We start from the raw sequence: 15,999 nt of genomic DNA, 5'->3' as shown, positions 1-15,999 counted from the left end.
CGATAAGCAAAATCTAACAATCAACGACTTCGTTTTTCTTTAAATGTAATACATAAAAGAAAGGCAAGAAAGCGAGTAGAACGCTGGTTTTACTCATTATTAATACTATCCAATCATAGCGTTAACGGAGAGTTTGCATGAAAAATAAGAATAAGATCATGAGAGTATTTACAGTATTCACTATGCTGTTTGCCTTCATTAGTAGCAGTTATGCGGCAACCTATAAAGTGGGTGTCAGTGTTCCTTCAGCCGATCATGGCTGGACCGCCGGTCTCTTATGGTGGGCTAATAAAGCCGTCAAAGAACTTAAGGAACAAGAAAAAGACATCGAATTCTACGTTGTTGCGGCCAGCTCAGGTTCTAAACAAGTTGGAGATGTGGAAGATTTAATGATTAAAGGTATCGATGCGTTGGTTATTTTGCCTCATAACCCAGCCACTTTGCAAAAAGTAATCGAAGAAGCCTATAACGAAGATATTTACACGGTTATTGTTGACCGTGAACTTGCTACACCGTCTCAGGACGTATTCATCGCTGGCGATAACCCTGGCTTAGGTCGAGTTGGCGCACAATGGTTAGCGGAAGAAATGTCTGGTAAAGGTAATGTCGTTGTCATTGAAGGTTTGCAAATTCCAATCAATAAACAGCGTGTTGACGCGTTTAATGATGTGATGGCTTCCTATCCAAACATTAATATTTTAGATTCTCAACCAGGTGATTGGTCTACTCAAAAAGCGTTATCCGTCATGGAAAACTTCTTACAAAAACACCCTAAAATTGATGCTGTTTGGTGTCAAGATGACGACATGCTAAAAGGTGTTTTAAAAGCGATTGAAGAAGCGGGACGTACTGATATTAAAACCGTTCTTGGTGGTGCAGGTTCAAAAGATATTATCGAGCTGATCCAACATGATCATAAATTAGTTCGTGCTACTGTTACCTACAGCCCATCCATGATTGCCTCTGGTATTGCGCTTGCGGTTCATGGTGTTAAAAATGAGAAAATGGGGCATTTATACCACTCTCCTTCTCGTCTAATTTTAGGCGCTGATTTAGTGACCAAAGAAAACGCCGCGGATTACTACTTTAAAGATGCGGCTTATTAAGATAAGTAACGGTGATTTTTCACAATAAGAGCATTCTCTTAAAAAGAAAGTCACCCGAAAAATCATTAGGGTTTAGGCCCTAATGATTTATCCCTTAAATCCACCACCACATAGACTATAGATAATGTGTTTGTGATCGATTTTTTGTTAAGATATGCCGTTTTTTTGATCTAACCCTATTTTGTAAGGTCGTCCTTTTGAATACCACCCGTCATTCACTTGTTTTGATATTGGATTCCCATGGCTACGGTTAAAGATGTAGCAAGACTTGCGGGTGTGTCTACAGCGACCGTGTCAAGAGCCTTAGCTAACCCAGAGATTGTATCGCCAAGCACTCGTGAAAAAGTCGAAAAAGCCGCATTAGATGTTGGTTATTCGCCGAATGGTCTTGCCCGCAGTTTGCGAAAGAGTGAATCCAAAACCATAGTTGTTGTGCTACCCAATATAGACAGCACTTTTTTCTCTGATGTCGTTCACGGTATTGAAGCGTTAGCTCATAAGCATGGTTACAAACTGCTCATTGGAGACACGGGAAATGAATCTTCTCGAATTGGCAGCTACTTTGAATTGTTTGAAAGCAAACTGGTTGATGGTGTATTGTCCCTCTCCTCTGATATCCCAGAATCTATGATCATTAATGCTCAAGGCGAAATAAAATTGCCGATTGTGATTGCTGGTGAATACTTTTCCGATATTGCCGTGCCAACCGTTCACATAGACAATAATTACAGCGCTAAAAAAGGAGTTGAGTACTTAATAATGATGGGGCATCACAAAATTGCCTGTATTACTGGAAAAATAGAGAACCCTGTGTTTAATGCTCGCACGAATGGTTACAAAGAAACCATGAAGAAATGGAAACTCCCCATTACAGAGTCTTATATTCTTGAAAGCGACCTCTCTTTTATTTCCGGGTACAATCTTGGCAGACAATTACTGTCGCTCAAGAATCCACCATCTGCCATTGTTTGTCACAGCGATGAAGCAGCGATTGGCGTACTCAAAATCGCCCGTGAAATGCAAGTGGCCGTTCCGAGTGAGCTCTCTGTTATCGGCTTTGATAATCTCGCTCTAAGTGAATATTGTGTACCTGAATTAACCACTATCCATCAACCAAGACAACTGATTGGGGAAACCTCTATGAAGTTACTATTGGACATCCTATCAGGTAAAAAACCCAACCCAGAAATGACCCTTCCTACACAACTTATCGTCAGAGAAAGCTCCTGTCCTCCACCAATTGATCAACGACTGCAAGTAGACCTGTAATCACTATTTTGGGCATACTCTGATTTTGTATATTGAATAACCACCTATGATAAAAGTTCCAAAAATAGTTGTCAGGGTACTTTTTTATAAATTCAACGTACACTCTAATAATTAAAAAATCATACTATCTAACAACAGATTAGACTCCGTACTTTTTATTCCATCAATGGATCTTACATCGTTTAACACATTATTAAACTCCGCTAGAGAACGCGTTTGTACCACAGCAATGAAATCCCAACGGCTTGATCTATGGTGAGTAGAAATCATATCACTTTGTTAACTCTGCATTATGTATAAAAAACGCTACCAACAAATGAAAAAAGATAATTCCTCGTGTAAAAACCTCGGTTTACACTTAAAAGGCTATTCTCTCAAATAAAAATAATCAGTGAGACGTCTATTGTTAATAACGACCAATAGGCAGACTGGATTTTATGAGTTATGTTATCCATCATTTTATAGGATTCGTTATGTATTTAGGTATAGACCTTGGAACTTCAGGCGTAAAAGTCATCTTATTAACGGAAGATGGTCATGTTAAAGCAAGTCAATCCTCCCCTCTTTCTGTTTCACGTCCACAAGCACTTTGGTCAGAACAAGACCCTGAAAGTTGGTGGCAAGCAACGGATGACGCCATGATAGCCTTATCAAAAGAGCATTCATTGGAAAATGTTAAAGCCATAGGCCTTTCGGGTCAGATGCATGGTGCAACCTTACTTGGACAAGACAATCAAGTCCTCAGACCAGCCATTCTTTGGAATGATGGTCGCTCGTTTGAAGAGTGCCATTTATTGCAAAAATTCTGCCCAGAAGTACAGTCCATTACCGGTAATCTGGTGATGCCTGGTTTTACGGCGCCTAAACTATTATGGGTAAAAAACAATGAACCTGACATTTTTGCCCAAATTAAGAAGGTATTATTACCAAAAGATTATTTGCGTTTTTGCATGACGGGAGACTTTGCGACCGATGTTTCCGATGCTTCCGGTACCTTATGGCTCGACATGGAACAACGCGGTTGGAGTGAACATATGTTACAGGCAACGGGCCTAGGTATTGAACACATGCCAACCGTCTTTGAAGGATCGGACATCACTGGAGAATTAGATAAAGCAGTGGCTAAACGTTGGAGTATGCCAATTGTTCCTGTTGTGGCAGGGGGAGGTGATAATGCCGCTGGAGCCATTGGTATGGGCATCATTGAAGAACAGCAAACTATGCTTTCTTTAGGTACCTCTGGGGTTATTTTCTCTGTCAGCGAAGGTTTTACCGCGAATCCAGCAGAAGCACTTCACAGCTTCGGTCATGCCATTCCAAATACCTGGCATACTATGTCTGTCATTCTCAGCGCGGCTAGCTGCTTAGATTGGGTAACAAAACTGGCTCAATTTGAATCGGTAGAAGCGGCATTAATTGCGGCAGAAAACAATCAAAACAGTCATAGTCAAGTTATCTTTTTACCTTATTTAAGTGGAGAAAGAACGCCTCATAATGATCCCAATGCAAAAGGTGTTTTTTGGGGAATGACTCACGATACAACCGCCGCCGATTTAGTGTCCTCTGTACTTGAGGGTGTTAGCTTTGCGTTATTGGATGGACTTGATGCGGTTCGATCCGCTCAAAAAATCAGTGATACCATCGATGTGATTGGTGGAGGAGCAAGAAGTCATTACTGGCTGCAACTCCTTGCCGATGTGTGCAATGTGCCCATGGCTTATCGTGAGGGTGGAGAGATAGGTCCATCATTAGGGGCGGCTCGTTTAGCGGCACTAAGTGTTCACGGCCCCTCTGCATTAAAAGACATTTGCAGTAAACCTAAGTTAGTAAAAATGTATCATCCTAACCCTCAGAAAACCGCTGAATATCTTATTAAAAAAGAACGCTTTCAATCACTTTATCAAAGAGTAAAAGGTATCCAATAGTTAAACAACAAAGCGTTACACGGTCTAGAAGTGATTGTTATTTAAGCAATTTAACTTCGCCTCTTTTCGGCCGTGGCCCGCTTGTCCACTTATGCATACATGACAATTCCCTAACACATCAACCCTCTTCAAGGTTAAGATAGTTAAAAGACACTCCTAAAAATAAAAATTTCGAGATGATTCGTATGTTTGAAAAACGCTATCGACTTAACTTAGTTTTTAATGCCAACAAGGTCTACGACAGACAAATAGTTGAAGGAATCGGAGAGTATTTACAAGCCGCCCAATGTGATTGGGACATCTATTTTGAAGACGATTTTCGCTATCGACTAGACAGTCTTAAGAGCTGGAAAGGTGACGGTATCATTGCCGATTTCGATAATCCAGAAGTAGAAGAAATATTAAAAGAAACGGACATCCCTATGGTGGCGATTGGTGGCTCCTACCATCATAAAGACGACTACCCTCGCCTACCTTATGTCGCAACCGATAACGCCGCACTAGTTAAACTTGCCTACGAACATTTAAAGCGCAAAGGTTTACCGCAATTTGCGTTTTACGGCATGCCAGATACATCTTACAGTCGTTGGTCTAAAGAAAGAGAGCACGCTTTTATCGAACAAGTTAGCTCTGATGGTTATCACCCCCATGTAAATCAAGGCCTTTGCACTACCGCCGAATTATGGGACACCGCCCAACAAAACCTAGAAAGCTGGCTTCAAAGCCTTCCAAAACCGATTGGTATTATTGCCGTCACGGACTCTCGAGCCCGTCACTTATTACAAGCTTGCGACCATCTTAACATTCTGGTTCCGGAAGAAGTGGCCGTAATTGGCATTGATAATGAAAGCATGGCTCGTTATCTAAATCGTACCGCCTTGTCTTCCGTTACCCAAGGTTGTAAACAAATGGGTTATGAAGCCGCTAAAATTTTACACAGAATGCTATCTGGCTATGCTGTAGAAAACTCGCTAATGATAGTCGACCCAACAGGCATAGAAGAAAGGCAATCAACTGACTACAGGGCATTACGAGATCCGTATGTTATTCAAGCTATGCACTTTATTCGTCATAACGCCTGTCGAGGCATTAAGGTCGCTCAGGTTGTCGACAGTGTCGGTATATCCAGAACCAATTTAGAAACACGCTTTATTGATGAAGTCGGTTGTTCAATGCACGAACAATTACACATGACTAAGTTTTATCGAGCCTGTGAATTGGTAACCTCTACTGACTTAGCATTTGATGAGATTTCACGTATTTGTGGTTACCCTTCGGTGCAATATATGTACACCGTTATGCGAAAAAATATCGGTATGACACCAGGAGAATATCGCGTGTCTTCTCGCCTAAATACAGGTAATTAAGACTCTATAATTCAATATTAATGATAGAAAGGCGTTATTTCTACCATAAAAAAAGGGCCAATCACAGGCCCTTTGCTATTGCTGTTTAACAGTAACAATCAATTAACGATAGATATAACCATTAACGATATTTTCTAACATTTCTTGCTGACCAGATACAGGTTGTGGGTTCAAATCATTATCGGTTACATGTGCCGCTAGGCTGGCTAATGATTGCTTACCCGCTAAGATACCTGTCCCAAGCTCATCATTCCATTTAGCATAACGCTGATCAACGTATTTACTTAATGCCTCGCCTTCAATCATTTTCACCGCTCGCTCTAAAGACAAGGCTAACGTATCCATAGCACCAATATGACCATGGAATAAGTCTTCTAAGTTCGTGGATTGACGACGTAACTTAGTATCAAACATATAGCCGCCACTTTGGAAGCCGCCTGCTTTTAATATCTCATAAGTGATTAGGGTATACTCTTCTACACTGGTTGGATATTGATCTGTATCCCAACCCAATTGAGCGTCACCTTGATTCGCATCAACAGAGCCTAAAAGACCAAGAGAGCAGGCTGTCGCAATTTCATGATGAAAACTATGACCCGCCAAAGTGGCATGGTTTGCTTCAATATTCACCTTAATTTCTTTCTCAAGACCAAACTCCTTTAGAAAGCCATAAACGGTAGCTGTATCGTAATCGTACTGATGTTTTGTTGGTTCTGCTGGTTTTGGCTCAATCAATAAAGTACCAGTAAAACCAATTTTATATTTATGCTCAACCACCATTTGCATAAAACGACCTAACTGGGCACGCTCACGTTTTAAATCCGTATTCAAAAGGGTCTCATATCCTTCTCGGCCACCCCACAAGACATAGTTCTGACCTTTTAATGCATGAGTGGCATTCATCGCATGGAACACTTGAGTCGCAGCGTAGGCAAAGATCTCAGGGTTAGGATTTGAGGCTGCACCAGACATGTATCTAGGATTTGAGAACGCATTTGCGGTTCCCCATAACAGTTTCATGCCGGTCGTTTCTTGCTTCTCTTGCAATACATCGACCATAGCCGAGAAGTTACTAATGTATTCTTTTATCGACTTACCTTCTGGGCTCACATCTACATCATGGAAGCTGTAATAAGAAATACCCAATTTTGTAAAAAACTCAAATGCGGCATCGGCTTTCATTTTTGCCGCGGCCATTTCGGAGTCCGCTTTATACCAAGGGCGTTCAAACGTATTCGCCCCAAACACATCACTTCCTTGCCAACAGAAATTATGCCAATAACAAGCCGCCATTCTTAGGTGTTCTTCCATGGTTTTACCCAACAACACTTTTTTAGCATCGTAATGTTTAAAGGCAAACGGGTTTGTAGAATCTACTCCCTCAAATTTTACAAATGGGACATTGTCAAAAAACTCACTCATATCAGCACCTCTGAAATAGTTTTAATTATTGTTTTTACTCATGATTCATCATTGTTTTTTTAGCGTCAGACATCAATTACGAAATTTAATGACGTGGTTATTTATTTTGAGAATCAGAGGGCAAACAATCTCTCTACCATTAGAAAATGAGGTGGGAGAACAAGCTCAATAGAGGCTTATCAAGCTTATTATAAGAAAAAGAATTTAAACTCCGTGTTTGCCTGAATAGCCACTTTTTTGAGGAGACTGCCAATCTGATAAGACACCATCAACGGGTTTATAAATCTCGACACGTAATGGATAACAGGGCGTTTTATCGTCAGAGTGACTACTGCCACAATCGCCTCCAGGACAAGCTGATAAGGCACCTAAAAGATCAATTTCAGCAAAAAATTCAATAAAGTCGCCTGGGCGAACTGGGCTAGCTTTCATAAAATATTGCTTGGTGTCATTGGTAAATCCTGTACACATGAAAACATTCAGTACGTCATGGATATGAGGTTCCGCTTGGCTAATTGGCAAATCCGTTGATGCAGACAAAGCTCTTGTTAAATTAGAATGGCAGCAATTATTGTAATCCACCCCTTTTAGCATTGCATTGGTATAAGGATCACATCGAGTCCCAATCACATCATGTACGCCTGCTCCGTCTTCATCCCAACCATACCAACCTAACGTATCATGAGTAATGGTCGCCATTGGTCGAAGACCCGGCAAATTACTCCATAAGCGATCACCCGTCGTTACATGACTCGCGTGCAACTGGCGAGTTTTACCGCTGAAAAAACGTTCTGATAAATCATGAGCATTCCATAAATTCAGGTCGCCAACTTGAGGACCCTCGATACTAACAATTCGAAAAAAATGTCCTGCAGGTACGTTAAATGTCGCTCCGTCACGAGCTGGTACGATCACTTCTGATATCTTTTGCATCCCATTTCTTGCCTTCTGATATAAGGCGGCATCGTATTCCGGTAAGCAATCCACATCATAGCAAATCACTGGTTTTGCCGAACGACGCGTCTGAGCATCAGCTGGTGCAAACATATTATCGGTTGTTACACTTGATGTAGTCATAAACGAGCTCCGTGTTTCTGTCATTTGTTAGTAAGGTTACTTAGCTACATTACTATTAATAAAAGCCTCGGCAATAGCGCCTGCCCCTATAAACCCTATTATCATAATGTTTACCTTAAACGTACATATCTTTTGAATTAGCAAATAACGCTTTCGCTATTTTAGATTAAACATCCAATGATCTTACAGCGATTACAACCCCATCTAGATCACTTAAATAATGTTCAACTGGTCGTTATAAAAAAAAACAGGACTCTCATTAAGAAAGCCCTGTAAGGGAGGGTAGTATCTAAATCGAACGCGGCTCATCAAACTCAGAAAATGAAGAGCCTTATGACTAGGCTATTACGATATTTAACCTAGAAAGTTTGCCTTAGGTAGATTAGCTCGGGAAAGAGAATGACACACCTTCTCGAACGCCACTTGAAGGCCAACGCTGGGTGATGGTTTTACGTTTTGTATAGAAACGCACGGCATCTGGACCATAAGCATGCAGATCACCGAATAAAGATCGCTTCCAACCACCAAAACTATGATAAGAAACAGGCACTGGCAGGGGAACGTTGATGCCCACCATACCAACCTGAATATTATCAGAGAAATAACGAGCCGCTTCACCATCGCGGGTAAAGATACAAGTACCGTTACCGTATTCATGGTCGTTAATAAGTTTCATTGCCACTTCCATGCTATCCACTCGAACCACTTGTAATACTGGCCCAAAGATTTCTTCCTGATAGCTCGTCATATTGGCGGTTACACCATCGATTAAAGTTGCACCAACGAAGAAACCGCCTTCATAGCCAACTACTTCAGGATTACGTCCATCAACGACGATAACGGCACCATCGGCCTCGGCACTATCAATATAGCCATTTACTTTTTCTTGATGTTGACGAGTAATTACTGGACCAAAGTCATTTTTTTCGTTGCTAAACGCACCTACTTTTAAAGATGTCATCGCCGCTTTCATTTTGGAAACCAATGCATTAGCCGCCTCTTCACCGACAGCAACAGCAACAGAAAGTGCCATACAACGTTCGCCTGAAGAACCAAACGCAGCGCCAACTAACTGATTAACGGCATTATCCATATCGGCATCAGGCATAACAATCGCGTGGTTTTTAGCGCCTCCGAGTGCCTGACAACGCTTGCCATTAGCCGTAGCGGTGCTGTAAATATATTCAGCAATTGGTGTAGAACCAACAAAGCTAACCGCTTTTACACGATCGTCAGACAAAAGCACATCTACCGCTTCTTTGTCGCCATTAACAACATTCAAAACCCCATTAGGTAAGCCCGCTTCTTGTAATAGTTGTGCGATAAATAAAGTAGAGGACGGATCTCTTTCCGAAGGCTTAAGCACAAAGGTATTACCACAAACAATCGCCATCGGAAACATCCATAATGGCACCATTGCAGGGAAGTTAAATGGTGTAATACCCGCTACGACACCTAATGGTTGGAACTCACTCCATGAATCAATGCTTGGCCCAACATTACGGCTATGCTCACCTTTCAATAATTCTGGTGCGCCACAAGCGTATTCTACATTCTCAATACCACGTTTTAACTCGCCACCAGCATCATGAACAATTTTGCCATGCTCTTTACCGATCAATTCGCAAATTTTGGCCGCATTATCTTCCAACAATTGTTTAAAACGATACATTACTTGAGCACGTTTTGCTGGCGGTGTATTACGCCATTCAGGAAATGCTTTTTCTGCCGCCGCAATAGCTTCTTCAACAGTCTCAACAGACGCTAAAGCAACTTGTTTAGATACCGCGCCCGTAGATGGGTTAAATACGTCTTGCGTACGTTTTGCTTCAGTACTCATTTCGCCATTAATTAGGTGGCCTACTATAGTCATCAGTTCTTCCTCAATCTTTTTGTTCGGTCTATCCGACCAATAAATACCGTGTTTAGATCAGCTCAACTCATTAATTGAGTCGCCTACAGCGTTAATTACATTGTCTATTTCATTCAATTCAGTGGTGAACGGTAGGCCAAGTTGAATCGTATCGCCGCCATAACGCACATAGAATCCTTTTTCCCAACACTTCATCGCGATCTGATACGGACGTAGCGCAGGTTCACCAGGAGCCGGTGCAATCGTCAAGGCTCCAGTTAATCCATAATCTCGAATATCAGACACATACTGAGACCCTTTCAAACTGTGAATCAGCTTTTGAAAATGAGGTGAAATACTGTTAACACGCTCAATTAACTTATCTTCCTGAAGTAGATTTAAAGTAGCCAGAGCCGCGGCACAAGCTACTGGGTGAGCAGAATAAGTATAACCATGAGGAATCTCCATCATGTACTCTGGGCCACCTTCAGCCATAAATGTATCGTATATCTCTTGTTTAGCGATAACAGCTCCCATTGGTACAGTACCATTGGTTAATTGTTTTGCTGTTGTCATTAAATCAGGTATCACACCAAATGCCTCTGCTCCTGTTTTTGATCCCATACGACCAAACGCCGTGATCACTTCATCAAAAATCAACAGAATATTATGCTTATCACATATTTCACGCAGACGTTTCAAATAACCTTGTGGCGGAGGAATTACCCCAGCCGAACCAGCTAACGGCTCAACAATAACCGCGGCAATATTAGATGCATCATGAATGGCGATCAAAGACTCCAATTCATCTGCAATGTAAGCCCCTTTTTGCGGCATACCGACACTAAATAAGTTTTCTTCAATCATGGTGTGAGGCATGTGAATCGCATCAATACCCTGTCCATATAGAGTTCGATTAGCACTAATCCCCCCCACACTTAAGCCACCAAAGTTAACGCCATGGTAACCTTTTGCACGGCCTATAAAACGAGTTTTACTGGCCATGCCTTTTTTACGCCAATACGCTCTCGCAATCTTCAATGCAGTTTCTACAGATTCAGAACCCGATCCTGTAAAAAATACACGATTTAGCCCTTCAGGCATAAATTCAGTAATTTTATGAGCTAATTCAAACGCCTTTGGGTGACCAAACTGAAACGAAGGTGAGTAGTCTAATTGCTTAATTTGCTTACTCACCGCTTCGGTAATTTCTGGTCGACTGTGACCTGCACCGCATGTCCATAATCCTGAAAGGCCGTCGAAAATTTTACGACCATCGGCATCGGTATAATAATTACCTTCCGCTGAAACAATGATACGGGGATCTTGCTTAAACTGTCTGTTGCCTGTGTATGGCATCCAAAACGAATCAAGCTGTGCTTGTGATAATCCATGTGCAGATTGTTTTTCATTCATAGCGTCACCCTAATCTAAAATATGTTGTAGGACTTAGTAATGCATTCGATTATGCGCTCCCATCTAATTTTTTAAATCCAAATAAATTTACCATTAGTTAAGCTGTAGGTTAACTAACAGAATTCAGATAAAGAGAGCAAAACGAAGACAAAATTCTCGACAATAAGCCACAAATAGGAAGGAATAAAAAATATCAAGAACGAAAAGGTAAAGTGCAGACTGACAGGCATCTCAGGGATTCATCAGTCTGAGAAAAAGAATAATATCTAATCGTTAACCAGCAATTTCATGAGTGTATCAACGATTCGATTGGGCTTAGCGCCTTTACGAGTAATCGCTGCATAACTAGTAGAATACTGAAAAAGTTCTGGCATCAGTGTTTTAAGCGCCCCTTTTTCAAACCAACGTTCCGCAAAATGTGCTGGTAAAAAACCAATATAAGCCCCGGTCAAGACTAAGAAAGCGATACCTTCTTTATCCGAAGCTTGCGCTGTTGTATGAAAAGATTGTGTAAAACCGCTAATAGAAGGTGTTCTTCCATAGGTCGATACCACCATGTCTGCTGCAATGACATCTTCGACACTCAGCGTTTCTGCATTATAAAGCGGGTGTGTGTTACTACAGTAAAGATAAGACTCTTCGTCATATAAATTAAAATATTCAATGTTAGGAAGCGACCTTGCATGAGGAACAACACCAACGTGCAGCTGCCCGTCCATCACACCACGCTCTATATCTATTGGGGGAGCCATTCGAATATTGATATTAATGTCCGGCCCTCTTTCTTTCAGAGAGGCTAAGGCCTTACTGATGTTCATGTGTTCCAAGGTCACTAAATTATCAGAGATACCAATATTAAGATCGCCTTTAAGAAACGAGTGAAGACCATTTACTTGTAATTTAAACACTTCCATTGATGCGAATAGTTGCACAATGGCTTCATAAATACCTCGACCTTCATCGGTTAGAAAGAACCCTGCTCTTCCTCTTTGACACAAGGTCATTTTGAGACGCGCTTCTAGGTCCGATACGGCCATACTGATTGCAGGTCGACTGATATTTAACGCCACTTCCGCCGCTGCAAAACCACCACAATCAACCACCATTTTAAAAATTCTAAACTGGCGTAAATCGATATCAGTTACCTGCCCTGTGTAGGCTTTAAATTCTTTTTTCATAGATCTTTCCAATAGACGATATTGTAGATGTAAACTGACTCGGAGTAAAAGTAATGGCATGCATCCAAACATGCAGAAAGCAAACGCCATACTACAATATTTCTATGATGGGTAGAAGGTAGAGATGCGCCAGTGTGTATAAACAATAGACCCGCTTTATACTCGTTTATTCAAAACTAGACTGTAATTAATCTACTGCCTATCGATAAATTATATGATTGGTCAGTCTCCCTTCTTTAGCACTATATTAAACACACTGATTCATAAATTATTTCGTTTAATAAAGGAAAGACACATGAGAATTATTTTAATAGGCGCGACAGGAACAATAGGCAAAGCGGTAGCGAAAGAATTAGGCCAACGTCATGAAATAGTAACGGCTGGCCGTACTTCTGGTGATCTCATTATGGACATTACTGACACCGCATCTATACGTAATGCATTTAAAAAGGCAGGTAAGTTCGACGCTGTTATTAGCTGTGCGGGTCATGTGAAATGGGCGCCTTTTCCTGAGTTTACAACCGAAGATTACGAGTTTGGTTTAAAAGACAAACTAATGGGGCAAGTGAATCTTGTTCTCATAGGCAGCGAGTACATCAATGATGGCGGCTCTTTCACTCTCAGTTCCGGTGTTACCGATCATGACCCAATTCCAATGGGAAGCTCGGCTTCTATGGTAGCTTGTGCCCTTAGTGGTTTTGTTATGGCCGCTGCATTAGAGATGCCAAGAGGTCAACGCCTCAATGTTGTCAGCCCTGGAGTCATTGAAGAAGCAATGGAGAATTACGGCGCTTTCTTCCGCGGCCACTGCCCTGTCCCTGCAGCACGAGCGGCTCTAGGGTACGCGAAAAGCGTTGAAGGACTGCAGACTGGTCAGACAATGCGAATCGTTTTTTAATAACTCATTATGACATAAAAATAATGTCCTACAGTGCAGATAATCTACAATGAGATTACTGCACTGTTTTTTTATTACGTTAATCTTGGCTATTTTGGGGAAGTGTTTTTGCTTCGTCAAGCATCCAGTTAATCACCTTACCCAAGGCGGAATCATCTGAGACTTGCTCATTTGTTACCAAAAAATACCCTGCTTTCGTATCCAGCTGATACTCCTCTGACATGGCTTCAACAAGGCGTCCTGATTCTAAAGCCGCTTGCACAAGTAACTTTGGTACCAAAGCAACACCCATACCTTGTTCGGCGGCTTCGAGAGCATGACTGGATAGAGAAAAGACTGGCCCATGCACCTCACTACCAGCCACACCAAACGAATCATACCAAGTTTGCCAACTGTTATGGCTATCAGAAATAAGGGGGATTCCTTCAAGCTCTTCTGGATTTAACCGCTCTTTACCTTCAAGAAAGCCTGGAGAACAAACGGGGATCGCTTTGCCTGGCAATAAGAATCGAGCATGGCCATCCGCAAAGGGCGTGGTTCCCCAACGAACCGCCATATCAATTTTATTCTCCCCATGAAAACGACGTAACGTATTGGAAGCATCAATCATGACTGAGATGTTTGGATAAGTATCATACAGTTTGGGTAAGCGAGGAATAAGCCACCGACTAGCAAATGAAGGGGTAGTGCTGAGCATAATTTGATTTTGATCGCCTACTGCCTCATCGGCAAGCAGCACTTTTGTCGCCTCTTCAATAATGCCTAAGGCCAAATTAAGTCGATTAATGTATTCTTTGCCCTTACTATTCACCTCCAAGCCTCTTGGTAAGCGCTCAAATAACGGACCACCTAAATCTTTTTCTAAACCTCTAATTTGCTGTGCAACGGCTCCTTGAGTTAAATGCATTTCTTGCGCTGCTGCACTAAAACTTCCCAACCTTGCCGTCGCCTCTAAGGCAATTAAGTGATTGAGAGTCGGTAAACGTCCCTGATGAGCCCCCCATTTTTTCATACTATAACGTTCCCTCTATGGCATTCTTGTTTTATTCGTATTATTACTCGGGCAATAATCGCTCAAACTCTCAATTATTCTCAAACTCTCAATCATTCTAAAATTCCCCATCAGAGTGAAAACGCATGTTTACAGGTTTCAAAGAAGTATTGATAGGCTGGGCCACGATGAGCCCCTTTCTTTGATACCAAATCCACTGGAATTGACCAAGGCTTATGATCAAAAGCGGCATCAATTTTACATATACTGCCATTTTCAATAAGAGGTTGAACTAAATAAAGTGGCAAGTAGGCCCAACCTATTTGTTGTTTAACGAGTTCTAGCACGCTGTAATTACTGGAACACCACCAAACACTAGGCGTCATACTAATTAACGCTTGAGACTCTTTTTTCAACGCTCCGCGAACAGCTATTTGCCGAAACGGTGCTAGATCCGATTCTGAAAAAACGCGTTGTCCAGCCAATGGAAAGCTTGAGTGGCAAACAGCAATAAAATCTATACCGCCGACATAGCAAAAATCGACTTTTTTGTTTGCTTCAATTTCTGAAAACATCACGCCAATATCCACATTACCGTTAGCAACAGAATGGATAATATCGGGGGACGCCGTTGAGACTAAATCCAATTCAACATAAGGAAACTGGAGAGAAAACTGTTTTAATACTGAGGCAATATTTGGCATCAGTAAGGCATCATCAATCGCGATAGTTAGCACGCTTTCCTCATGACGCATAATGGATTCAGCAATTTTTTCAAACTCATAGGATTGCGCTAATAACGCTTTTGCCGTTCGTATTAAACGTTCCCCTTCGGGCGTTAAGGTTGGTCTACGTGAACTTCTATCAAATAATTCAACACCTAAATCCAACTCTAAACTGCTTATACCATGGCTAACCGCCGACTGAACTTTGCCTAACTTCCTAGCACAAGCGGAAAATGAACCTAACTCTGCTGACAATACCAGCATATTAACTTGCTCTAAACTTAACATATGAAAAATATCGATGATTACTAACTTTTAATTATCATAATTATTGATACCATCAAATGCAAATCTTCAATCAATCCTAAACAATAGCGGTAAGGAAACAAAAACATGAGTTGGTTATATTTGCTACTAGCAGGCCTCACTGAAATCGGTTGGCCTATTGGATTAAAAATGGCGCAAACCAGTGAATCAAAAGTACTCGGCATTAGTATCGCTATTATTTTTATGGTTATTAGCGGCTCATTTCTTTGGTTAGCACAAAAAGAAATTCCTATGGGAACCGCCTATGCAGTTTGGACCGGTATAGGTGCATCGGGGACATTTCTATTAGGCATTTGGCTATATGGCGATCCCGCCTCACTAATGCGATATTTTGGTGTACTACTGATTATTCTTGGAGTGGCGGTATTAAAGTTCGCCCATTAATCTAGGGTAAACAAGGCTTGAGGAATACATAAACGCAAAGCGGGCCAACTTTACGCTGGTCC

Annotated in this window: 14 protein-coding genes; 6 read left to right on the top strand and 8 right to left on the bottom strand. The window is 41.5% G+C overall.

The features are described from left to right. Nucleotides 1-137 precede the first annotated feature (137 nt). A complete protein-coding gene (locus O1D97_RS00460; protein WP_269121819.1) occupies nt 138-1,106 on the top strand; it encodes a substrate-binding domain-containing protein in 969 nt (322 codons plus the stop codon). A gap of 240 nt (nt 1,107-1,346) precedes the next feature. Continuing rightward, nucleotides 1,347-2,375: a LacI family DNA-binding transcriptional regulator gene (locus tag O1D97_RS00455; protein ID WP_269121817.1), complete on the top strand. Its 1,029-nt coding sequence runs from the start codon at nt 1,347-1,349 to the stop codon at nt 2,373-2,375. Between the two features lie 111 nt (nt 2,376-2,486). On the opposite strand, the gene O1D97_RS19730 is transcribed toward O1D97_RS00455, so the two are convergent. Then, a complete protein-coding gene (locus O1D97_RS19730; protein ID WP_428981075.1) occupies nt 2,487-2,645 on the bottom strand; it encodes an Lrp/AsnC ligand binding domain-containing protein in 159 nt (52 codons plus the stop codon). 203 nt (nt 2,646-2,848) lie between these two features. On the opposite strand from O1D97_RS19730, the gene xylB reads away from it, so the two are divergent. Together xylB and O1D97_RS00445 are read left to right on the top strand one after the other, a co-directional pair. After that, on the top strand, nt 2,849-4,300 hold the full coding sequence (xylB, locus tag O1D97_RS00450; protein WP_269121815.1) for a xylulokinase: 1,452 nt from the start codon (nt 2,849-2,851) through the stop codon (nt 4,298-4,300). 185 nt (nt 4,301-4,485) lie between these two features. Further along, nucleotides 4,486-5,667: a XylR family transcriptional regulator gene (locus O1D97_RS00445; protein WP_269121813.1), complete on the top strand. Its 1,182-nt coding sequence runs from the start codon at nt 4,486-4,488 to the stop codon at nt 5,665-5,667. Between the two features lie 102 nt (nt 5,668-5,769). On the opposite strand, the gene xylA is transcribed toward O1D97_RS00445, so the two are convergent. From xylA to O1D97_RS00420, 5 genes are all read right to left on the bottom strand, one after another. Continuing rightward, nucleotides 5,770-7,089 carry a xylose isomerase gene (xylA, locus tag O1D97_RS00440; RefSeq protein ID WP_269121811.1) on the bottom strand — a complete coding sequence of 440 codons (1,320 nt, stop codon included), beginning with the start codon at nt 7,087-7,089 and terminating at the stop codon, nt 5,770-5,772. Between the two features lie 204 nt (nt 7,090-7,293). Further along, complete coding sequence (locus O1D97_RS00435; protein ID WP_269121810.1) at nt 7,294-8,166, bottom strand: urea carboxylase-associated family protein; 873 nt, start codon at nt 8,164-8,166, stop codon at nt 7,294-7,296. Between the two features lie 382 nt (nt 8,167-8,548). Continuing rightward, the gene (locus O1D97_RS00430) at nt 8,549-10,039 is read right to left on the bottom strand and encodes a CoA-acylating methylmalonate-semialdehyde dehydrogenase (protein ID WP_269121808.1); all 1,491 of its coding nucleotides are present in this window, start codon (nt 10,037-10,039) and stop codon (nt 8,549-8,551) included. A 57-nt stretch (nt 10,040-10,096) separates the two neighbouring features. After that, the gene (aptA, locus tag O1D97_RS00425; protein ID WP_269121806.1) at nt 10,097-11,434 is read right to left on the bottom strand and encodes an omega-aminotransferase AptA; all 1,338 of its coding nucleotides are present in this window, start codon (nt 11,432-11,434) and stop codon (nt 10,097-10,099) included. A 266-nt stretch (nt 11,435-11,700) separates the two neighbouring features. Then, nucleotides 11,701-12,612, bottom strand: coding sequence for a LysR family transcriptional regulator (locus O1D97_RS00420; RefSeq protein ID WP_269121804.1), 912 nt, complete (start codon nt 12,610-12,612; stop codon nt 11,701-11,703). A 295-nt stretch (nt 12,613-12,907) separates the two neighbouring features. Between O1D97_RS00420 and O1D97_RS00415 the strand changes: the two genes are divergently transcribed. Then, a complete protein-coding gene (locus O1D97_RS00415; protein WP_269121802.1) occupies nt 12,908-13,510 on the top strand; it encodes a short chain dehydrogenase in 603 nt (200 codons plus the stop codon). Between the two features lie 79 nt (nt 13,511-13,589). On the opposite strand, the gene O1D97_RS00410 is transcribed toward O1D97_RS00415, so the two are convergent. Both O1D97_RS00410 and O1D97_RS00405 read right to left on the bottom strand, forming a co-directional pair. Next, nucleotides 13,590-14,522, bottom strand: coding sequence for a LysR substrate-binding domain-containing protein (locus O1D97_RS00410; protein ID WP_269121800.1), 933 nt, complete (start codon nt 14,520-14,522; stop codon nt 13,590-13,592). A gap of 110 nt (nt 14,523-14,632) precedes the next feature. Beyond that, nucleotides 14,633-15,514, bottom strand: a complete 882-nt coding sequence (locus tag O1D97_RS00405) for a LysR family transcriptional regulator (protein ID WP_269121799.1) — start codon at nt 15,512-15,514, stop codon at nt 14,633-14,635. Between the two features lie 105 nt (nt 15,515-15,619). On the opposite strand from O1D97_RS00405, the gene O1D97_RS00400 reads away from it, so the two are divergent. Next, nucleotides 15,620-15,937 carry a DMT family transporter gene (locus O1D97_RS00400; protein WP_269121797.1) on the top strand — a complete coding sequence of 106 codons (318 nt, stop codon included), beginning with the start codon at nt 15,620-15,622 and terminating at the stop codon, nt 15,935-15,937. Nucleotides 15,938-15,999 lie beyond the last annotated feature (62 nt).

It is taken from the genome of Marinomonas phaeophyticola (genome assembly GCF_026966905.1).
GTDB classification, from domain to species: domain Bacteria; phylum Pseudomonadota; class Gammaproteobacteria; order Pseudomonadales; family Marinomonadaceae; genus Marinomonas; species Marinomonas phaeophyticola.
Note: the sequence above shows the minus strand (reverse complement) of the source record. Positions and strands in the feature narration are given on the sequence as shown.